The 20,573-nt window shown below is 73.7% G+C and carries 16 protein-coding genes; 13 read left to right on the top strand and 3 right to left on the bottom strand.

Annotated elements, in window-relative coordinates; genetic code table 11:
* Positions 1-73: 73 nt before the first annotated feature.
* Positions 74-1,039 (bottom strand): trypsin-like serine peptidase, encoded by a 966-nt coding sequence (locus OG386_RS11955; RefSeq protein ID WP_328788147.1) that lies wholly within the window; start codon positions 1,037-1,039, stop codon positions 74-76.
* A 226-nt stretch (positions 1,040-1,265) separates the two neighbouring features.
* Here OG386_RS11955 and OG386_RS11950 point away from each other — a divergent pair, with 226 nt between their 5' ends.
* Genes OG386_RS11950 through OG386_RS11935 form a run of 4 tightly spaced genes read left to right on the top strand, consistent with a single transcriptional unit; the run spans position 1,266 to position 9,310 of the window.
* Positions 1,266-2,537: a hypothetical protein gene (locus OG386_RS11950; protein WP_328788146.1), complete on the top strand. Its 1,272-nt coding sequence runs from the start codon at positions 1,266-1,268 to the stop codon at positions 2,535-2,537.
* Positions 2,534-4,624, top strand: coding sequence for a VMAP-C domain-containing protein (locus OG386_RS11945; RefSeq protein WP_328788145.1), 2,091 nt, complete (start codon positions 2,534-2,536; stop codon positions 4,622-4,624). Before OG386_RS11950 ends, OG386_RS11945 begins: the two co-directional genes overlap by 4 nt.
* Before the next feature lie 31 nt (positions 4,625-4,655).
* Positions 4,656-5,747, top strand: a complete 1,092-nt coding sequence (locus OG386_RS11940; RefSeq protein WP_328788144.1) for an AAA family ATPase — start codon at positions 4,656-4,658, stop codon at positions 5,745-5,747.
* On the top strand, positions 5,744-9,310 hold the full coding sequence (locus OG386_RS11935; protein WP_328788143.1) for a pentapeptide repeat-containing protein: 3,567 nt from the start codon (positions 5,744-5,746) through the stop codon (positions 9,308-9,310). Before OG386_RS11940 ends, OG386_RS11935 begins: the two co-directional genes overlap by 4 nt.
* 23 nt (positions 9,311-9,333) lie before the next feature.
* Here OG386_RS11935 and OG386_RS11930 read toward each other — a convergent pair whose 3' ends face one another.
* Positions 9,334-10,221: an ion transporter gene (locus OG386_RS11930; protein WP_328788142.1), complete on the bottom strand. Its 888-nt coding sequence runs from the start codon at positions 10,219-10,221 to the stop codon at positions 9,334-9,336.
* A gap of 317 nt (positions 10,222-10,538) precedes the next feature.
* On the opposite strand from OG386_RS11930, the gene OG386_RS11925 reads away from it, so the two are divergent.
* The 9 genes from OG386_RS11925 to OG386_RS11885 all read left to right on the top strand — a co-directional run bounded on the left by OG386_RS11925 (position 10,539) and on the right by OG386_RS11885 (position 20,060).
* Entirely contained in the window at positions 10,539-11,138 is a 600-nt protein-coding gene (locus tag OG386_RS11925) for an acyltransferase (RefSeq protein ID WP_328788141.1), read from the top strand.
* 432 nt (positions 11,139-11,570) lie between these two features.
* Complete coding sequence (locus OG386_RS11920) at positions 11,571-12,740, top strand: hypothetical protein (protein WP_328788140.1); 1,170 nt, start codon at positions 11,571-11,573, stop codon at positions 12,738-12,740.
* Complete coding sequence (locus OG386_RS11915) at positions 12,737-13,519, top strand: WecB/TagA/CpsF family glycosyltransferase (protein WP_266606215.1); 783 nt, start codon at positions 12,737-12,739, stop codon at positions 13,517-13,519. The genes OG386_RS11920 and OG386_RS11915 overlap by 4 nt, the downstream gene beginning before the upstream one ends.
* Positions 13,519-14,775, top strand: coding sequence for a nucleotide sugar dehydrogenase (locus OG386_RS11910; RefSeq protein WP_328788139.1), 1,257 nt, complete (start codon positions 13,519-13,521; stop codon positions 14,773-14,775). Before OG386_RS11915 ends, OG386_RS11910 begins: the two co-directional genes overlap by 1 nt.
* 4 nt (positions 14,776-14,779) lie before the next feature.
* Positions 14,780-15,922 (top strand): non-hydrolyzing UDP-N-acetylglucosamine 2-epimerase, encoded by a 1,143-nt coding sequence (gene wecB, locus OG386_RS11905; RefSeq protein WP_328788138.1) that lies wholly within the window; start codon positions 14,780-14,782, stop codon positions 15,920-15,922.
* Positions 15,923-15,944: 22 nt separating this feature from the next.
* Entirely contained in the window at positions 15,945-16,703 is a 759-nt protein-coding gene (locus OG386_RS11900) for a chain length determinant protein (RefSeq protein ID WP_328788137.1), read from the top strand.
* Positions 16,700-18,154 carry an oligosaccharide flippase family protein gene (locus OG386_RS11895; protein WP_328788136.1) on the top strand — a complete coding sequence of 485 codons (1,455 nt, stop codon included), beginning with the start codon at positions 16,700-16,702 and terminating at the stop codon, positions 18,152-18,154. The genes OG386_RS11900 and OG386_RS11895 overlap by 4 nt, the downstream gene beginning before the upstream one ends.
* A gap of 6 nt (positions 18,155-18,160) precedes the next feature.
* Complete coding sequence (locus tag OG386_RS11890) at positions 18,161-19,234, top strand: hypothetical protein (protein ID WP_328788135.1); 1,074 nt, start codon at positions 18,161-18,163, stop codon at positions 19,232-19,234.
* Positions 19,235-19,256: 22 nt separating this feature from the next.
* Positions 19,257-20,060 (top strand): glycosyltransferase family 2 protein, encoded by an 804-nt coding sequence (locus OG386_RS11885; protein ID WP_328788134.1) that lies wholly within the window; start codon positions 19,257-19,259, stop codon positions 20,058-20,060.
* Here the strand turns inward: OG386_RS11885 and OG386_RS11880 are convergent.
* On the bottom strand, positions 20,057-20,524 hold the full coding sequence (locus tag OG386_RS11880) for a cupin domain-containing protein (RefSeq protein ID WP_328788133.1): 468 nt from the start codon (positions 20,522-20,524) through the stop codon (positions 20,057-20,059). The genes OG386_RS11885 and OG386_RS11880 overlap by 4 nt on opposite strands.
* Between the last annotated feature and the right edge of the window lie 49 nt (positions 20,525-20,573).

Genomic DNA, 20,573 nt, shown 5'->3' with positions numbered 1-20,573 from the left:
GTCCTGGTGTCCGAAATCCGTGCCGGCGAGCCTAGCAACTCCGGTGGGCCTGCGAACCGGTCGGACGTCGGGGTCAGGGCTTGGTGGAGCGCTCGTACAGGGCGCGGACGCCGTCGCCGAAGCGGACGCTGTACGAGGTCTCCTCGTCCCCGCCGCCGTCGCGGCCGCCGATCACCCCGATCAGGGTGCTGCGGCCGGTCGTCACCGGGCCGCCGCTGGTGCCGTTGGGTACGTCCGCGCAGTCCAGGCGCACCTGCGTCGGCCCGGCCTGGACGGCGGTGTTGCGGCACTCCAGCGGCTGCTCGGCGTAGTTCGGGTAGCCCATGAGCCGGGCGGGCGCCGGTAGTTCGGTCCCGAAGTCCATGGTCAGGGCCCCCGTGACGTCCTCCAACCGCTGCCCCGGATAGCCGGGCCGGCGCAGCCGGACCAGGGCGACGTCGTGGTCGGGGTCCTGGTCCTGGGCCCAGCGCGGGTCCACATCGATCCGGGTCGGCACCCAGATGCCGTACGGGGCCACGCCGTCCCGGTAGCCGGGCGCGAAGGCGAGGTTGGTGCGGAAGCCGCCGCCGTACACGCAGTGCGCGGCGGTGGCGATGAGGTCGCCCCGCGGGGAGTGGACCACGACGGCCGAGCAGTGGTGGTCGGGGTCGCCGTCGCCGCCGGGGGAGAAGAGCGCGCCGACCGCCGGCTCGGCGGGGGCGGGCCGGGCCTCCAGGGGATCGGAGGGCTGCCACCCGGCGTACCGCCAGTCCGCCCCGCTACCGGCGCCGAAGGCCTTGTCGTCGGTCGGCGGCTCCGTGACCTCCCGCACGATCCCGTCCAGCACCGCGGCCGCCGTCTTGTCGGCGCGTTCGGGGTCCTGCTGGTAGACGCCCTGCGCGGCGTCGCCGTCCGCGCGGTTCGCGGCGATGCCGCGCAGCTCCCAGGCGACGTAGCCGACGCCGGCGAGGACCACGGTGCACAGGAGGCCGACGACCACGGAGCCCCGCGGGGCGGCCCGACCCCGCTGCCGTTGCCGCTCGTCAACCTTGTCGACCATGTAGTGCTCCCGCCCCAGACGCCTTCAGACTCTTCGTTCGATGGGGCAGCGGCGGCCCGGGTTCCGAAGGGCGGACGTGTCCGTGCTCACAGCCCCGGCCCCCGGCACCCCCGCCGGCGGCCCCCGTCCGCCCGCGCACGCCGAACTCGACGTTCCATGGCCCCTGTTACCCCCGCCGGGCTATGGTGCCGGGCGGGGGACGACTGCGCGAGGGGGCCGGGCTGCGATGCGTTTTCTCTTTGTCCACGGTACGGGGGTGCGGCGCGAGCGGCACGACAGGCTGTTCGCCCAGGTCCGGGAGCGGCTGGCGGCGAGATTCCCCGGAGCGGCCGTCGACTCCTGCTACTGGGGCGACCGGTTCGGCGCGACCCTCGGCGCGGGCGGCGCTTCGGTGCCGGGACTGCGCCCGGGGCCGCAGGGCGCGCCCGACCCCGTGGACGCGGAGACCGCCGAGTGGGCGCTGCTGCTCGCCGACCCGCTGTGCGAGCTGCGGGTCCTGGCCGAGGCGGGCTGGGCGGGCCCCGGCGACCGGGGTGACGTCGACGACGAGGACGCCGGGTACGGCGACGCCTTCGCGATGCCCGGCGTACAGGCTGCCGGAGCCCGGGTGCTCGCCCTGCTCGAAGGCTTAACCCCCGCACCGCCCCCGACCGGGGACGAGCTCGGCGCCCTGCTGCACGGCACCGGCCTCGCCGCGGGTTTCGCCGCCGCCCTGGACGCTGCCGCCGGTTCCGCCGAAGCGGCCCGGGCCGCGGCCCGCGCCGTCGACGAGCCGCAGGCCCGCGAGCTGGCCACCGCCCTCGCCCGGGCCGTGACCGCCGCCGCCCTCGCCGCCGCCGCCGACGAGGCCGACTGCACCGGCGCCGAACGCGACCGCCTCGTCGAGCTGCTCACCACCCGACTCGGCGGTGACGGCCGGGTTCCCGGCGCCCGGGTGGCCGCCGTCCTCGGCCGGCTCGCCCTGCGGATCACCACCCAGCCCCTCCTCGACGCCCGGCGCGGCTCCCTCACCGTCGGCGCCACCCCCGTGCTCGGCGACATCCTGCGCTACCAGTCCCGCGGCCACGAGCTGCGGGACTTCCTGCACGCCCGGATCACCGCCGACCCGGGGCCGACCGTCCTCATCGGCCACAGCCTCGGCGGGATCGCCCTGGTGGACCTCCTCACCCTCGCCGCAGCCCGCGGCGAGGCCGTTCCCGGGGCCGAGCTGCTGGTCACCGTCGGCTCCCAGGCCCCGTTCCTCTACGAACTGGGCGCGCTCACCGCACTCGAACCCGGCGCGAAGCTCCCGTACGGCTTCCCGCGCTGGCTCAACGTCTACGACCGGCACGACGTGCTCTCCTACCTCGCCGCACCCGTCTTCCCCGGTGACGCGCGCGTCAGCGACCACGAGGTCCGCAGCCGCCAGCCGTTCCCGGCGTGCCACAGCGCCTACTGGAAACAGGACTCCCTCTACGAGCGGATCGAACAGGCGGTGAACGAGGCGGAGATCGGGTGACCTCCGCCGACTTCCTGCCCCCGGCCCTCGGGCCGCAGCGCACCTTCGCGCTCGTCGCCGGGGTCGAGCGCTACGACATCAGCCACCGCTGGAACCTGCGCGGTCCGGCCCGCGACGCCCTGCGCTTCGCCCGGTGGCTGACCGGCCCCGCCGAGGTGCCGCCCGGCAACGTCCGGCTGCTGCTCTCCCCGCTCGACGAACCGGGCGACCTCGACTGGACGGACTCCCCGGCGATGACCGCCCTGCGCTCTGCCTACCGGCCGGCGACCGAGGAGAACGTGAAATCGGCGCTCCTCGACGAACTCCCGCAGTGCGACGGCGACCTGCTCTGGATCTTCTGGGCCGGACACGGCTACCTCGGGCCGCGCCAGGAGCTGATGCTGCCCTGCGCCGACGCCCGCCCCAGCCAGATCAGGCACCTCAACCTCGACTCCGCACTGCGCTGGTGGCGGACCGACCTCGTCAAACAGCGCCGCTTCCCGCTCCAGGCCGCACTCGTGGACTCCTGCCGGGTCGACGCGCCCCGCGACACCCGGTGGAACTTCGGCAACACCGACTACGGGGGCGGGAGTTCGGTGCCGGGCCGGCGCCAGTTCCGGCTCTACGCCTCCCGCGAGGGCGAGGTCGCGCAGAACGACCCCGAACGCGGCGCCGGCCGGTTCACCGAGGCCCTGCTCGGCGAACTGGACGGACGGTCCGTACGGGAGAGCGTCAGCGGGCTGCCCGGCGCCGCCCTCAGCATCCACCGCACCTTCCAGGAACTGCGCGAGCGCGGCGAGGGCTGGCAGCTGCCGCAGTTCATCGTCGACCGGGACTGGGACGCCTGCTCCTTCCTCGACGACGACCTGGCCCGGGCCGCACTGCCCCGGGCCGCCAAGCTCGACCAAGCGGCCTGGGACGGGCTCGGCGAGCTCTTCGAGGGCCGCGAGCTGCCGCGCTGCGCCTACGAGGCCTACGCCTGGGCGTTCAAGGCGGCCGGCTGCACCACCCCGGCGCGCGGCGGCCTGCCGGGGGACGGCCTGCTGGAGGTGGTCCAGGACCTGGACGAGCGGCAGGGCGGGCGCGGTGGTATGCCGCTGGCGGTGCCCTTCGTACGGTTCCTCGCGGACCGGGCCGCCGCCGCGGGCGACGCGCGGTGGGCGGCCCGCCTCGGGGACTGGGTGCGGGCCACCCGCGAGCGCCTCGCCCTGCCGGTGCTGCCCCCGCCGCCGCCCCCGGCCCGCAGGACGGTCGTGCACGTCCGGCTGGAAGCACCGCCGGGTGGGGAGCCCGGATTCCTGGCCCGGATGTGGCTGCGGGGCGAACGGGCCCGGCACATATGGGAGTCGGAGGGGGCGCCGGTCGCACTGGACGAGGTACGGGAGCAGCTCGTGCGGCAACTCGCCCTCATCGGCGGCGCGTCGGAGGCGGCCGGCGAGGGCGACGGCGACGGCGGGGGCGGGGCCGGGCGGCAGCCGTCCGTCGCCGCGGTGGACCGCATCGAATTCCACGTGCCGTACGAGCTGCTCGACGCCGACTTCGACCAGTGGCCGGTGCCCCGCGGCCCGGCCGGCCGCCGCCGCGCCCTCGGCCTGCTCCACCAGGTGGTGGTGCGCTGCCCGCAGGAGCGGACGGACACCCGGGCCGAGTGGCACGGCACCTGGCGCTGGCTGCACGCCCAGGGCGGCCGGCACCCCGACGCCGTACGGGTCGTCGCGGACGAGGAGGTCACCGACGCGCTCGGCATCGAGCTGGCCGCGCAGCCGCCGCCCGCCTGCGTCCTCGCACACACCACGGCCGCCCCGCACGCCGGACTGCTGGAGGCCGTGCTCGAAGGCGGGCTCCCGGTGGCCGTATGGCGGCGCGGGGGCGGCCTGCCCGCGCCCGCGCTCCTCGACCTGCTGGCCCCGGCCGGACCGGACGGCCGCCCCGACCCCGGCGCACTGGACGTGCTGGCCCTGCCCGCACGCGTGCGGGAGGTGCGCCGGGCGGCCGCCGGCGCCGCCGGAGGAGCCGCACGCGCCCACCAACCATCCGCAGGGGGAGACCAGTTGGTGCTCCTGTGGGACGATCCCGACGACATGCCGGGCCTCCGGTCCCTGGCCTGACCCCGACCACCGACACACGGCGGAACCGACGATGGAGGCAGAGGCAGTGGTGAAGGACTGGTGGCTGTACCACGGGACCGGCGAGCGCGCGGACCGGCGTGCCCGCCTGGAGGCCGGATTCCCGCCACCCTGGCGGGACTTCACCGGCGCACCCGACCCCGGATACGCGCCGCCCGGGTGTGCGGGAGCGGCCTGGGAGCGCACCTGGCGGCGGGGCGAGGGCTACGTGCCCGACGAACCGGAGAAGGACGTCGTCAACACGGCGCTGCACCTGCGCAGGCCGCTGCTCGTCACCGGGAAACCGGGCGTCGGCAAGTCCACGCTCGCCTACAGCATCGCCTCCGACCTGAACCTGGGGCCCGTACTGCACTGGCCGATCACCAGCCGGACCGTACTGCGCGACGGGCTGTACCTGTACGACGCCATCGGCCGCCTCCAGGAGGCCGGGCTGGAGCAGCTGCGCACCCCGGGCGCGCAGCCCGCCGCGACCGGAGCCGGGCCCGCGCCGGACACCGCCCCCGCCCCGTCCGCCCCCTCGATCTCCCGCTACCTGCGCCTCGGCCCCCTCGGTACCGCCCTGCTCCCGCAGGACCGCCCCCGCGTGCTGCTCGTCGACGAGATCGACAAGAGCGACATCGACCTCCCCGGCGACCTCCTCACCGTCTTCGAGGACGGCGGCTTCCTGATCCCCGAACTCGCCCGCCTCGCCCAGGAGGACCCCACCGTCGCGATCGGCACCGACGACGACCCCGACGCGGTCGTACGGATCGCCCAGGGCCGCGTGCAGTGCCGCTACTTCCCCGTCGTCGTCCTCACCAGCAACGGCGAACGCGACTTCCCGCCCGCCTTCCTGCGCCGCTGCGTCCGCCTCCACCTGGAGCCGCCCGGACCGGACAAGCTCGCCCGCATCGTGCGCCGCCGGCTCGGCGTCGACATCGAATCCGGCGAGGAGTACCAGGACCTCGTCCAGGCCTTCCTCGACCGCGGCGAGGACGGCGACCTGGCCACCGACCAGCTCCTCAACGCCATCCAGCTCCGCCTCGCCGGTGCCTGGTCCGCGCCCGCGGACCGCGAACGCTTCCTCGCCACCGTCATGCAGCACCTGACCGGGCCCACGGCGTGATCGAGGAGCTGCTCGCGGCCCTCGCCGACGGCAGCGCCCCGAACACCGGCATCGGGGCGGAGGAGATCGCCGACATCCTGTGGCTCGCGGCCCGGGTCGACGCGGGCCGCGAGGCCCGCCCGCCCGCAGCCCCCGGCGCCGACCCGCCGGGGGAGCAGCTCCCGCCCGGCACCCCGTCGCCCGAGTCCGGCGCGCCACGTGGGCCCGGCACCCCCGCCGGTGGCGAACCGGCCGTCCAACTCTTCCCGGCCGCCCGGCGCGACCCCACCGGGAAACCGGACGACGGCGGCGCCCGGCGCCGGGGCTCGCCCCTGCGGCTGCCGCGGGCCGCCTCCCTCGACGACCCGCTCGCCCTGATGCGCTCCCTACGGCCCGTCGGGAGGCGCTCCATCGGCGGCCCCGGGGAGGAACTGGACGAGCAGCTCACCGTGGAACGCAGCATCGAGTGCATGGTGACGACCCCGGTCCTGCGCCCCGCCGAGAGCCGCTGGCTGGACCTGGCCCTGGTCGTCGACACCCACCGCTCCATGCTGCTCTGGGCGGACCACGTGGACGAGCTCCGCCGCGTTTTGACCCGCAGCGGGGTCTTCCGCGACGTGCGCACCTGGCAGCTGACCGGCACCGGCCCCGGCGCCACCCCGATGGTCACCCGCGGCCACGGCGGTCCGCCCCGCAACCCCCAGGAACTGGCCGACCCGGCGGGCCGCCGGCTGATCCTCGTCCTCTCCGACACCGTGGCGGGCGGCTGGCGCGAGGCCCCGGTGCAGGGCATGCTCCGGCACTGGTGCGCGCACAACGCCGTCGCCGTACTGAACGTCCTGCCCGAACGGCTCTGGACGCGCGGCGCCGTCCGCCCCGTCCCCTTCGCCGTCCGCGCCGACCGGCCGGCCGCCGCCACCCGCTCCTGGCAGCGGATCCCGGCTGCCCGCCGCGCCCGCGCCGGACGCCGCCGCACCGCGGTCCCGGCCGTCGTCCCCGTGGTCGGTGTCGCCTCCGGCAGCCTGGCCCGGCTGGTGCGGGTGGTCTCCGGGGACGGCCGGTGGCGGCGCCTCGCCTGCCTGCGCCTGGACCCGGAACCCGCCGCCGCGGGCGCCCCGGACGATCCGGCCCCCGGCGGCGGCCGCAGCGCCCTGGAGGTGGTGGAGGACTTCCGGGCGAGCGCCTCGCCGACGGCCCAGCAGCTCGCCGCCCACCTGGCCGCCGTACCGCTCACCCTGCCGGTGATGACCCTGGTCCGGCGCTCCTTGCTGCGCGACTCGGAGCACGGCCACCTCGCCGAGGTCGCCCTCGGCGGGCTCTTCGAAGCCTGGGAGGACGAACAGGACCCCGCAGAGGTGGAGTTCGAGTTCCTCCCCGGCGTACGGGAGGCGCTGCTCGGCTCGCAGCTGCGCGGGGACGTGGCCGCCGTACGGGAGCTGGTCCGGCGCCGCGTGTGGGAGTTCGTGTCCCGCAACCGGCGCACCGGCCCGGACTTCTCCGCGACCCGCGTCACCACGGGCCGGGAGGGCGTGCGCCGGGTGGCCGAGGGGGCCCTGCCGTTCGCGGCGCGGCCACCGCGGGAGCCGGGCCTGGCCGACCGGGTCGTACGGGTCCGCTACGACGGGATGCCCGAGCCGCAGGAGGTCGGCACCCTGCTGACCCGGCGCCTCGTCCTCACGGTGGGGGACGCGGCGCCCCCCGCCGGCTCGGTGGCCTGGGTGCGGCCCGGCGACCGGGAGGTCCCCTGCCGGGCGGTGTGGTGGGACGACGCGGCGCCCCGGATGCTGCTGCTCCAGGCCGACGAGGACCTGATGGACCCGGCGGTCGGCGCCGAGCCGCTGCCCTGGCTGCCCGCGGACCACCAGCTGGCCCAGGTCCGGATCGACGGCCGCACGGACCAGGGGGACCCGGTCTCCCTGACGGGTGAGGTGCTGCCGCACGGCGGTGACCTCAACGGCGAGGTCGTCCGGCTGTCCGCGGAGCCGGAGGGCTGGACGCACTACCGCGGCGGCCCCGTCTCCCGGGGCGGCGCGCTGGTCGGCGTCGTCCACACGGTCTCGCCCAACCGCCTGGTGTTCCTGCTGACCGACGCCCTGATGGAACAACCGGGCTTCCGGGCCGCGCTGGAGGGTTCCGCACGGGCCCAGGACACGGGGACCGCGGTGTGCCTCGCGGTGCTGCCCGGCGCCGACGGCGTGGTCCCGATCGGGAGTTCGGCGGCGGCGGAGACGCACACGATGCTGGCCGAGCTCATGGCGGACACGGGCGTCACCGGGCGGCTGACCGGCGGTGAGGGGGACGCTCCGCTGCTCGTCACGTTCGCCGCGCCGGGTGCCCACGCCAAGGCGGGCCGGCTCCTGCTCGAACTGCCCGGAGCCATGACCCGGTACGGATTCCGGCGCATGGACGGAATGCACCCCCCGCTCGGCGTGGCCGTGGGAGGTGACACGGACGAGAGCGCCCGACTGGTGCGGCACCCCGCGATCGCGGACCTGCTGGGACGGAGGGTGCGCCCGGGGGCGCTCGTCCTCGCCGTCTCCCACCGCCTGTACGAGGACCTCGGTGACGTGTTCGGCTCGCCGGCCCGGCTCGCCCTGCACCGGGTGGGCGGCGCCGACGAGGGCTGGGTGTGTTCCGACGACCACGCGCCCGCCGGGGTGCTCGGGCAGGTGCTGACGGAGGCGGACGGCCTCCTGGACGAGGGCATCGGCTGGCCGACCTGCGGACTTCGGACGTCCCCCGTCGACCCGCGGGCCTGCATCGGCATCCGGCTGCCGGGCTACGAGCGGTGCCTGGCCCATCTGGAGATCGAGGACCAGGAGGCCTACCTCGGGACGCTGTCCCCGGGGGCGCCGGTGGACCTCCGGGGCACCACCTTCGACCACGGCCTGCTGCCCCGCCTCCTCACGGCGCTGCAGCCGGGCGTTCCGGGGCCCGCCGCACTGGGGCCGGCGGACTTCGACCGGGCACGCTTCGTGGACGGCTGGAACCGGTCGGACATCGAGTTCACGGACCGCGCGTCCTTCGTCCGGGCCTCCTTTGCGGGCCGGGCCGGTTTCGCCGGAGCCACCTTCGCCGGCCCGGTCTCCCTCGACGGCGCGGTCTTCGAGCGCGTCGGTGACTTCGACCGGTGCCGCTTCCACCGCACCGCCACGTTCCGCCGGACGCTCTTCCACGCTTCGGCGGGGTTCAAGAACGCCGCGTTCCTCGGTGACGTCTCCTTCGCCCGGGCCGTGCTGGCGGCGTCCGCGGACCTGAACGGGGTACGGGTGGCCGGGACGGCGGACTTCTCCCGCACGTTCTTCGGCGGCCTGGCCATGCTGACCGAGGCGGGCTTCGCCGGGGCCGTCTCCTTCGCGTCCGCGGAGTGGGAGGGCGGGCTGCTGTCCAACAGGGCGGTCTTCGAAGCGCCGGTGGACTTCGCGCGGGCGAGCTTCCGGGGCCGGGTCCGCTTCGACGGCGTGCTCTTCGAGGCGGACTCGCTCGTCGGCCAGTTCCCCTTCGTGGCGCCGCCGGACGGCTGGACCTCGGTCCGGCGCTCGGACGGCACGTGGGACATCCGGCTGCTCGACGCCGAGGCGTAGCCGGTGATGCGGTCGCCGGGCCCTCACGGCCCGGTGCGGGACGCCTCCAGCTGCCGTTTCGGCCGGTCGGCCGCCACCGGCAGGCTCGCCTCGATCTCGTCCAGGGCCCGGCGGGCGGTGGCGATCCGCGCCCGGACGTCGGGATCCGTGCCCGGCGCCGGGGCGCGGCTCGCCTCGTCCTCCATCTCGCGCGCCTCGTCGAGGGAGTTGAGGACGACGCCGATGAGTACGTTCACCAGTACGAAGGAGGCCAGCAGCGCGTAGGAGGCGTAGTAGATGATGCTCAGCCGGGAGATCTGCAGTCCCGCCCGGACGGCGTCCGTCAGGCCGTCGAGCGTGGTCAGCAGGAAGAGCGTGAGCATCGCGCGGCCCACCGAGCCGTAGTGTCCGGGGTCCGACCGCGCGAAGCACACCCAGCCGACCATGGCGTACACGTACAGCACCAGCGCGCCGACGAACAGGAAGCTGGCGGTGCCCGGCAGGCTGCGGCCGACGGCGATCAGCAGGATGCGCAGGTGGGGCAGGAAGCGGGCAGTGCGCAGGACCCGGGCCAGGCGCAGCAGCCGCAGCAGGGTGGTGTTCTCCCGGACGAGCGGGACGAAGGCGGAGGCCACGACCGCGAGGTCGAAGAGGTTCCACGGGTCACGGAAGAATGCTTTCGGCCGGTCGGCGCAGGCGCCCACGCGCAGCAGCATTTCCAGGGTGAACAGGGCCAGGCAGCAGTTCTCCGCTCCCTGTAGCACGAGCCGGTACTCCGCGGCGAGCCCGCTGTACGTCTCCACCCCCATCAGCGCGGCGTTGAAGAGGATCGCGCAGAAGACGACCATCCCGAAGGCGGGGGCCTCCGTGGCCACCCGGCACCGGGCCGCCAGCTTCATCCGACCACGTCCGGCCGGCCTCGGGTCTGTCATCGTGCTCCTCGTACTCTCGTCTGCGCCGCGGGCGAAACGGCGGGCCACCCCTCTAACGCCGCAAGCCCGATCGGGTTTCACCTCCTTACGCCCTCCGGTGCACGCGGGCGTGAGCGGGAGCACGGTTCCGCTCACGCGCGCCCGCCTCCGACCCCTCGCCCCGGCCCGGGGTCAAGTGCGTTGCGTGAACAGTCGGTTGATCTGCGGGTGGGGCGACCCGTCGGCGCATATGCTCGCTTCGTACACCCGCACTGCGTACGTCCGTACACCGTGCATCCGTGCTTCCGCATGCCTCGCAGCCGTAAGGGGACCGCGCCGTGAGTGTCCGTATCCAACCCTCCTCCCAGGTCGACGAGAGCGCCGAGCTCGGTGAGGGAACCACGATCTGGGATCTGGCGCAGATCCGCGAGGAGGCCCGGCTCGGGCGCGGGTGCATCGTGGGACGCGGGGCGTACGTAGGGCCCGGCGTACGGATCGGCGACCACGTGAAGCTGCAGAACTACGCACTCGTCTACGAGCCCGCGGTCCTCGGCGACGGGGTCTTCATCGGCCCCGCGGCGGTGCTCACCAACGACTTCTACCCGCGCGCGGTCGACCCCGAGGGCCGGATCAAGCGCGACGGCGACTGGGAGGCCGCCGGGGTCGTGGTCGCCGAGGGGGCCTCGCTCGGGGCCCGCTCGGTGTGCGTGGCCGGGGTGCGCGTCGGGCGCTGGGCGCTCGTCGCGGCCGGCGCCGTGGTGTCCAAGGACGTACCGGACTTCGCGCTCGTCGCGGGCGTACCGGCCCGCCGGATCGGCTGGGTGGGCCGGGCCGGGGTCCGCCTGGTCGAGCGCGAGGGGGAACCGGGCACCTGGGAGTGTCCGCGCACCGGAGCGCTGCACGACGAGAAGGACGGCTCGCTCATCGAGCGAACCTGACGGAATGTCGGCAATTTAGGGCACCGGCATTTCCTCAAAACCACAATCAATGAACATCCGTGGGCATAACGTGTCCCTGCACACGGGATCTGAGCAGGCAACAGGCCATGTTCAGTGGGGGGTTGTGTACGACGAGGGCACCGGGGCAGTGCCATGCCGGCGCGGGCACACCTGCGCCTGCTGACACTGCCGTTCACACGTGTCCCGGTCCGAGGCATCGCTGGGGGGATCCAGACGCGGCCTCCGGACGGTTCGTGCCGTCGGCGTGACATCGCCGCGGGCGCGGACGCCGTCATGCGCAGTCCCCCTCCACGGAGTGACGACCGCCAGGTCCGTCCGAGGAGAACGAACAGAGGGGGTAGGTGTGTTGGAGCCGTACAGCTCGGACATACGGGGTGCGGGGAGCACCAGGGGAATCGGGGTGGGGACCCGATGAACACCACACGATTAGGAGCACTGGCCCACGAGGATCCGTCGCTGCACGCCCTCGCCGAGCGCTTGCTCGCGCTGGCCGAGGCGGGGCTTCCGGCGATGTACCTGCCGGAGGCGGAGACCTTCGTCTTCACCCGGGCAGGGGTCATCTCGACCGAGGGGACTCCCGTCCTCGAGCAGCGGGGAACGAGCACCCGGTACGCGGCGATCACCGCGCTGGGAGCCCGCTTCCTGCCCGAGGACCGCCAGCGCCCGCTCTTCGGCGGGCGCACCGCCGAGGAGTTCACGGGCGTGCTCGTGGAGCGGCTGCCCGGGGTGACGAACCTCGGCGACGCGGCGCTCATCGCCTGGGCCGCCGCGGAGACCGGCCATCCCAAACTGGCCGACGCCCTCGACCGGGTGGCCGCGCTGGACGTACCCGGGCGACCGCAGTACACGGTCGAGGCGGCCTGGGTGCTCTCCGCACTCGCGGCCGCGCGCGCCGCGGTGGACGTGGAGGAGCGCCTCGCGGCTGCCCGCGTACGGCTGCTGGCGGCCAGGGTCGGCGACAGCCCGCTCTTCCCGCACGCCACCGAGCCCGGGCTGGTCCCCGGCTACCGGTCCCACGTGGCCTGTTTCGCCGACCAGACCTATCCGCTGCAGGCGCTGGCCCGGCTGCACGCGAGCGGCGACGACCCGCAGGCCCTCGCGGCCGCCGACGCCTGCGCCGCCCGCATCTGCGAACTGCAGGGCGACGGCGGACAGTGGTGGTGGCACTACGACGCCCGCGAGGGCGGCCTGGTGGAGGGGTACCCGGTCTACAGCGTGCACCAGCACGCGATGGCCCCGACCGCACTGTTCGACCTGGCCGAGGCGGGCGGTACGGACTTCGGTGCTGCGATCCGCCGCGGGCTGCGCTGGATGACCGACGTGCCCGAACTCGCGGATCCCCACGGGAACCCGCGGGAGTCGATGATCCGCGAGGACTTCGGCGTCACCTGGCGCAAGGTCTACCGCGGCGACCCGAAGAAGGCCGTCCGGGCCGCCCGCGGGCTCACCACCAAGGTGGCACCGCAAGCACGGCTCGCCCCGCTCGACCGGATCTTCCGTCCCGGCGCGTTGGACCGCGAGTGCCGCCCGTACGAGTTCGGCTGGATGCTCTTCGCCTGGCTCGGAGGGCCCCAGAGATGACACGACGACAGTCCCTCTTCGGGGTCCCGCTCGACCCGCTGACCATGGACGAGACCGTGCAACGCTGCCTGGACGCGGTGCGGCGCGGAGAACAGATCGAGATCGGCATGGTCAACGCGGCCAAGCTGGTCAACATGCGGCGCGACCCCCTCCTCGCCGAGGCGGTCGCCGGCTGCGACCTGGTCCTGGCCGACGGCCAGGCGGTGGTCTGGGCCGGCCGGGTGCTGGGCGTCAGGCTGCCCGAACGGGTCGCGGGAATCGACCTGTTCATGCGGTTGCTGGCCGCCGCCGAGGTGGCGGACATCCCCGTCTACCTGCTCGGGGCCCAGGAGGACGTGCTGGAGATGATGCTCGGGCAGATCTCCGAGCGCTTCCCGAAGCTTCGGGTGGCCGGCAGCCGCAACGGCTACTTCGGCGACGGCGACCAGGAGGCGATCGCCGACGCGATCGCCGACAGCCAGGCGCGGCTGCTGTTCCTCGGCATGACCTCGCCCAAGAAGGAGATCTTCACCGCCGGCTACGGCAAGCGCACTGGCGCGCACGTCGTCCACGGCGTCGGCGGCTCCTTCGACATCCTCGCCGGCATCACCAAGCGGGCCCCCCTGGTCTGGCAGCGGATGGGGCTCGAATGGTTCTACCGCACCCTCCAGGAACCGCGCCGCCTGGGCAAGCGCTACCTCACCACCAATGCGGCCTTCCTCCTCATGACGGTCCGGGAACTCATCCACCGCACACCGTCTGCCGGTTCCGCTTCCGCTTCCGCGAACAGGAGTTACTGATGCGCGTCGTCGTCGTGGGACAGGGATACGTCGGACTGCCCCTGGCCATCCGGGCCGCCGAAGTCGGACACCAGGTGATCGGGTACGACGTGGACACCCGGCGGGTCAAGAGCCTCGCCGCCGGTGAGTCGTACGTGGAGGACGTCTCCTCCGAACGGCTGGCCCGTGCGCTCGCGCGCGGCACCTACCGCCCCAGCGAACTGGCCCGGGACTGCGGCGGCTTCGACGTCGCCGTCGTCACGGTACCCACCCCCTTACAGGACGGAGCCCCGGACCTGCGCTACATCGAGGAGTCGGCGCACACCCTGGCCCGCTTCCTGCGCCCGGGTGCCACCGTCATCCTGGAGTCCACCACCTACCCGGGCACCACCGAGGAGCTGTTCGCACCCATCCTGGAGGACGGCTCCGGGCTCGCCGCGGGCGCCGACTTCCACCTGGGCTACAGCCCCGAGCGCATCGACCCCGGCAACACCGTCTGGGGCTTCCAGCAGACCCCCAAGGTGGTCTCCGGCGTCGACGCCCGCTCCCTGAAGGCCGTCGAGGCCTTCTACGGGGACCTCGTCGACACCACCGTGCCGGTGCGTTCCCCCAAGGAGGCCGAGCTGGCCAAACTGCTGGAGAACACCTTCCGGCACGTGAACATCGCCCTCGTCAACGAGATCGCGATGTTCGCCCGCCACCTGGACATCGACGTCTGGCAGGCCATCGAGGCGGCGTCCAGCAAGCCCTTCGGCTTCATGAAGTTCACCCCCGGCCCGGGCGTCGGCGGACACTGCCTGCCGATCGACCCCTCGTACCTCAACTGGCGGGTGCAGCGCGAACTCGGCCAGAACTTCCGCTTCGTCGAACTCGCCAACGACATCAACAACCACATGCCCGAGTACGTGACGCGCCGCGTGATCGACGCGCTCAACGCCAAGCGCCGCTCGGTCAACGGCTCCAAGGTCCTGCTGCTGGGGCTCGCGTACAAGAAGAACACCGGCGACGCCCGCGAGTCGCCCGCCGTCCGGATCGCACAGCTGCTCCTCGACATGGGCGCGAAGGTCCGCGCGGCCGACCCCCACGTGGTCGAGAGCATCAAGGTCGACGCCCGCCTCGTGCGGGTCGAGCCGACCCGCAAGGAGCTGGCGGCCGCCGACGTCGTGGTCCTGCTCACCGACCACGACTCCTTCGACTACCAGATGGTCACCGAGCACGCCTCCTTCGTCCTCGACTGCCGCAACCGGGTCTCCGGACCCACCGTGGAGGTGCTCTGACCCCGTGACCAGGATCGTCTGCGTGGCCGGGGCCCGGCCCAACTACATGAAGATCAAACCGGTGATGGACGCACTGGAGCGCCGCGGCGCCGAGGTGATCCTCGTCCACACCGGGCAGCACTACGACGAGTCGATGAACGACGTGTTCTTCCGCGACCTCGGCATCCGCCCGCCCGACCGCTACCTGGGCGCCGGATCCGGCAGCCACGCCCAGCAGACCGGGCGGGTGATGGCCGCCTTCGAGCCGCTGATCGACGAACTCGCCCCGGACGCCGTCGTGGTGGTCGGCGACATCAACTCCACCCTCGCCTGCGCCCTCGTCACCGCGAAGGCCGGCCCCCTGCTGGCCCACGTGGAGGCCGGGCTGCGCAGCCGTGACTGGAGCATGCCCGAAGAGGTCAACCGGGTCGCCACCGACCGGCTCAGCGACTACCTGCTGGCGCCCTCGCCCGACGCCGCCGTGAACCTGCGGGCGGAGGGCTACCGGGAGGACCAGATCCACGTCGTCGGCAACGTCATGATCGACACCCTCCTCGCCAACCTGGACCGGGCCCGCCAGTCGGACGTCCTGGACCGGTACGGGCTCACCCGCGGCGGATACGGCCTGGTCACCCTGCACCGGCCGGCCAACGTGGACGACCCCGGGGCGCTGCGCGGCCTGCTGAAGGCCCTGGGCGAGATCGCCGACCGCTGTCCGCTGCTGCTGCCCGTGCACCCGCGGGCCGCCGAGCGGCTCGCCGAACTGGGCGTGCCCGGCGGGATCCGGCTGGTCCCGGCCGCCGGATACCTCGACTTCATCGCCCTGCAGGACTCCGCGCGCGTGGTGCTCACCGACTCCGGGGGCATCCAGGAGGAGACCACCGCCCTGGGGGTGCCCTGCGTGACCCTGCGGGAGAACACCGAGCGCCCCATCACCGTCGAGGAGGGCACGAACGTGCTGGCGGGCACGGACCCGGAGCGCATCACGGCCACCGTCAACCGGGTCCTCGACGATCCGCCCGCGCCGCGCTGCCCCGAACTCTGGGACGGCCGGGCGAGCGAGCGCATCGCCGCGGTCCTGCTCGACGGACCGCCCGCGCACACCCGGCCGCGCCCCACCGACCTCGTGTCGGGCGGGGCGGCCACCGATCCGCAGCACGTGCTGTAAACGCAATTCGAAGGGGAAGACCATGGATCTCGCGGAGATCTGGCGGGTCATGCGCAGACGCTGGTACGTGCTGCTGCCCGGACTGCTGATCACGGCGGCGCTCACCGCCGCCGTGTACCTGCTGGTCCCGGTGGAGTACCAGTCGCAGAGCACGGTGACCCTGCTGAACTCGAAGAAGGCCACGGTGGCCTTCGACGGCAACCCCTTCCTGAGCACCCAGGCCTCGCTCACCGGCATGGCCGACGGCCTGGCCCGCAACCTCAACTCCGACGACGCCAAGGCCGACCTCAAGTCCCTCGGCGTCACCGGAGTGCACGAGGCGAAGATCGCCGACAACGCGCTCGGCCCCTACATGTGGCTGAGCGTCGTCGGGACCGACCGGGCCGCCGTGCTGAAGTCGGACGAGATCCTCACCAAGTACGCGGAGAAGCGGCTGCTGGAGTTCCAGACCCAGCAGTCGGTCACCCCCGACGCCATGATCCGGATGGCCACGATCGTGCCTCCCCAGAAGCCGGAGGCGCAGACCAAGGCCAGGCTCCAGTTCCTGGTCATGGCGGGCGCGCTGGGCTTCGTACTCAGCCTGGTGGCCACCTTCTTCGTGGAGGCCCGGGGGCGCCGTGGGGCATCGCCCGGCAAGCACCGGCCCGCCCCCGGCGAGGGCGGCGACAGCGGAGAGGGAGCCGACGCCGACGCCGGTGACCCGACGGCCACCCTGCGCATGACCGTCGCCCACCCGGCCGGCTCCGCCGCCGCCGGCTCCCGTACGGCCGGATCGCCGTGACCGGCCCCGCGGCGGACACCGAGAGCACCACCCCGGCGGCGCCGCCCTCACTGGGGCGCAAGGTCGGCTCCGCCGCCAAGTGGAGCCTGATCAACACCGTGGTGATGCGCCTCGGCAACTTCGCCACCGGCATCGTCCTGGCCCGCTTCTTCCTCGGACCCGAGGCCTGGGGCGTGTACGGGATCGCCCAGACGGTCCTGCTGGTCCTCCTCTCCGCCAACGAACTCGGCGTCTCGCTGGCGATCGTGCGCTGGGAGGGCGACCCCCGCCGCTTCGCCCCGACCGTCCTCACCCTCAGCGCCGCCTCCAGCTGCCTGCTGTACGCCGTACTGTTCGCGGTCGCCCCCGCGGTGGCCGGGGTGCTCGGCTCGCCCGAGGCCTCCGGCGTCCTGCGGGTGATGTGCCTGTGCGTGGTCCTCGACGGACTCTCCCAGGTCCCCGCCGGCTTCCTCACCCGGGAGTTCGCGCAGGGCCGGCGGATGGCCGTCGACGGGCTCAACTTCGTCCTCAGCACCGCGGTGACCCTGCTGCTCGCCGTCGACGGCTGGGGCGCCATGAGCTTCGCCTGGGGATCCGTGGTGGGCAACGTGGCCGCGCTCATCGGCTGCTGCCTCGCCGCGCCCGGCACCCTGAAGTTCGGTTGGGACCGGGAACAGGCCCGGGCCCTGCTGAAGTTCGGGCTGCCGCTCGCCGGGGCCAGCATGCTCGCCCTCGGCGTGGTCAACGTGGACACCATGGTGGTGGGCTCGGCCCTGGACCCCCTCGCCCTGGGCTTCTACGTGCTCGCCTTCAACATCTCCGGCTGGCCCGTGCGCATCATCTCCGAAGCGGCCCGCCGCGTCTCTTTCGCGGGCTTCTCCCGGCTGGCCGACTCGCCGCAAGCGCTGGCCGCCGGATTCGCCCGCGCCCTCGGCGTCGTGATGGCCGGTACCGTCCCGATCTGCGTCCTGCTCGCCGCGCTCGCCGCCCCCGTCGTGGAGCTCATCTACGGTGAACGCTGGCTGCCGGCCGCCCGGGCCCTGCCCTGGCTGATGGCGCTCGGCCTGGTCCGCATCGGCTGCGAGCTCGCCTACGACTGCCTGGTGGCCATCGGCCGGCGCAGCTCGCTCATCGGCGTCCAGGCACTCTGGCTGGTCATCCTGATCCCGGCCCTCGTGATCGGCGCCCGCACCGGCGGGATCGTCGGAGTGGCCCAGGGCCACGTCCTGGTCGCCGGGGTCGTCGTGGTCCCGGTCTTCCTCCTCGCCCTGCACCGCGGCGGCATCCGCGTGGGCACCGTCGCTCGGGCCTGCGCCTGGCCGCTGCTCGGCGGCGCGGTGATGGCCGCCGTACTCCTCTTCCTGGAGCGGTACCTGGGCGACAGCGTGCTCGCGCTCCTGGCGACCGGAGCCGCCGGCACCCTGTGCTACGTCCTGTGCGTCCTGCCCGGCCGCGCCTTACTCAAAGGGTAGACAGCTGTGACACAGCACCGAAGGCGCCTGACGGCGTGGCTGCTCGCCGGAGTGGTGCTCGCCGTCGTCCTCACCCTCTACAAGGCCGACAGCACCGCGGTGACCGAGCACGCGGCGGCGCCCGGCGCCACCGAACCCGTCACCCCCTCCACCACGGCGCCCCCGGCCCCCTCCGCCTCGCCGACCACCTCCTCGGCCCCGCCCTCCCCGACCGCCTCGCCGGGAACGGGCGAACCGTCGCCCACCGCCCCCACCCCCGCCTGCACCTCGCCCGGCACCTGCGGATTCCCCGATGCGCGCAGCACCGGTCCGCGGATCGAGCTGGAGCGGCACGACACCGGGAACATGTCCGTCAAGGAGCACGGCACGGTCATCAAGGGCTGGGACATCCGCGGCTCCCTCGACATCTACGCCAACGACGTCACCGTCATCGACAGCAAGATCACCTCGACCAACTGGTGGGGGATCAACCTGCGCCCCGGCTTCAGCGGACTGAAGGTCCTGCACACCACGATCACCGCCGTGCCCGGCAAGGGCCCCGACAACGGAGGCGTCAACTACGCGGTGTCCAACATGGGCGGCAGCTCGATCGAAGTCGGCTGGTGCGACATCTCGGTGTTCGGCAACGCCCTGTCCATGGGCCAGGGCGACCTGCACGACAACTACGTCCACGACATCGTCGCCTTCCGCAACCAGGGCGGCGAATGGCAGCACACCGACGCCGTCATCAGCGGCGGCGGCAACAAGGGGCGCCTCACCATCCGCCGCAACACCCTGCTCAACCCCACCGCGGTGGACCGGGGCGCCACCGCGGCCGTGGGCCTGTTCGCCGACACCGGAGTGGTCTCCTCCGTCGTCGTCGACGGCAACTGGCTGGCCGGGGGAGCGTACGCCCTCTACGGCGGCGGCCCGGGCGCCACCGGCATCCAGGTCACGAACAACGTCTTCTCCACCCAGTACCACCCGGCCGCCGGGGCCTACGGCGCCGCCACCGCCTGGAACGCGGGCGGCGCGGGCAACGTGTGGAAGGGCAACCGCATGTCCGACGGCAGGCCCGTCGACCCCCCGCCCGCATCCTGACCACCGAGAGGACCGACAGGACATGATGCGCCGGATCGCGCGCGCCCCCTGGGAACTGCTCAAAGGGACCTTCGGCTGGCTGGTGCTCTTCGAAGCCAGGAACAAGGTCCTGCTGGCCCCCTCCGCCCTGCGGCTGCGCCGTTTCGAGGACGCCGAGACCCACCGGCTGGCCGCCGACCTGGGCGAGCCCCCGGCCGCCCTGGTCGCCACCGTCATCCCCACCCACCGGCGCCCCGAGGCACTGCGCGCGGCGGTCCGCTCCGCGCTCGGCCAGACGGTCACCGACCAGGTGGTCATCGTCGTCGACGACGGCGCGGGCCTGCCCGAACTGCCCGCCGACCCGCGGCTGTTCGCGGTCTCCCTGGCCCGCAACACGGCGACCGCCGGAGTCGTGCGCAACGTGGGGATCCGGCTGACCAGGTCGCGCTACGTGGCCTTCCTCGACGACGACAACCTCTGGGAGCCCGATCACCTGGAGCAGACCCTGGCCACGCTGGAGGCACCCGACGGGCCCGACGCCGTCTACACCGCACTGCGCAGGGTGCTGCCCGACGGCACCGACCGGGACGTCCTCTCGGTGCCCTTCGACCGCCGCCGCGCCGCCCACGAGGCCTTCCTGGACACCAACGCCTTCGTGGCGCGGCGCAACCGGTCCCTGTACTTCAGCCGGCTGCGCCGCACCCCCGAGGTGCTGCCCCGCGAGGACTGGGAGCTGATCCGCCGCTACGCCCGCCGCCACGAGGTGCGCCACCTGCCCCGGGCGACGGTCCGCTACCTGGTCAACCCGGACAGCTTCTGGACCAGTTGGGACGGAGCGGCACCCTAGCCGGTCGGCTCCTCGTACGTGATGCCGTGGCGCCGGGCGATCCGGTTCAGCCGCGCCGGCTCCAGCCGGCCGTCGACCGTGAGCCGCGGCCCGGCTTCGAACATGTCCTCGACGAAGCACTCCCAGCCGCCCGGCGAGGAGATCTGCAGCACCCGCGGCGGCCCGCCCGGACCGGGACGCAGCGCGTGCGGCACACCGTGGGGGAGCAGGACGAACTGTCCGGCGGTCAGGGTGTGGGAGCGGCCCCCGGTATCGACGAGGAGCTCGCCCTCGAGCACGTACACGCTCTCGTCCGCCACGTGGTGGGTGTGGGGCGGGATCTCCCGCGCCAGCACCACTTCGAGCAGGGAGAAGCGTCCTTCGGTGTCCCCCGTGGCCGCCTTCACCGAGAAGGCGGGCGGCAGCGGGATCCGGCCCGGACGGGCCTCTCCCGCATCGAGGAGGACGAAACGTTCGTGGGACACGGGTGTGTTCCTTTCCTGGAAGGGTGGGGGAGACGGCGGGTGCGCCGGC

The organism is Streptomyces sp. NBC_00273 (assembly GCF_036178145.1).
GTDB lineage: Bacteria > Actinomycetota > Actinomycetes > Streptomycetales > Streptomycetaceae > Streptomyces.
Note: the sequence above shows the minus strand (reverse complement) of the source record. Positions and strands in the feature narration are given on the sequence as shown.

Excerpts from the sequence above, each read along its gene's own strand:
- OG386_RS11920 (WP_328788140.1), top strand. The coding sequence starts at position 11,571 with ATGAACACCACACGATTAGGAGCACTGGCCCACGAGGATCCGTCGCTG.
- OG386_RS11940 (WP_328788144.1), top strand. The coding sequence starts at position 4,656 with ATGGAGGCAGAGGCAGTGGTGAAGGACTGGTGGCTGTACCACGGGACC.
- OG386_RS11955 (WP_328788147.1), bottom strand. The coding sequence starts at position 1,039 with ATGGTCGACAAGGTTGACGAGCGGCAACGGCAGCGGGGTCGGGCCGCC.
- OG386_RS11900 (WP_328788137.1), top strand. The coding sequence starts at position 15,945 with ATGGATCTCGCGGAGATCTGGCGGGTCATGCGCAGACGCTGGTACGTG.
- OG386_RS11930 (WP_328788142.1), bottom strand. The coding sequence starts at position 10,221 with ATGACAGACCCGAGGCCGGCCGGACGTGGTCGGATGAAGCTGGCGGCC.
- OG386_RS11885 (WP_328788134.1), top strand. The coding sequence starts at position 19,257 with ATGATGCGCCGGATCGCGCGCGCCCCCTGGGAACTGCTCAAAGGGACC.
- OG386_RS11910 (WP_328788139.1), top strand. The coding sequence starts at position 13,519 with ATGCGCGTCGTCGTCGTGGGACAGGGATACGTCGGACTGCCCCTGGCC.
- OG386_RS11915 (WP_266606215.1), top strand. The coding sequence starts at position 12,737 with ATGACACGACGACAGTCCCTCTTCGGGGTCCCGCTCGACCCGCTGACC.
- OG386_RS11950 (WP_328788146.1), top strand. The coding sequence starts at position 1,266 with ATGCGTTTTCTCTTTGTCCACGGTACGGGGGTGCGGCGCGAGCGGCAC.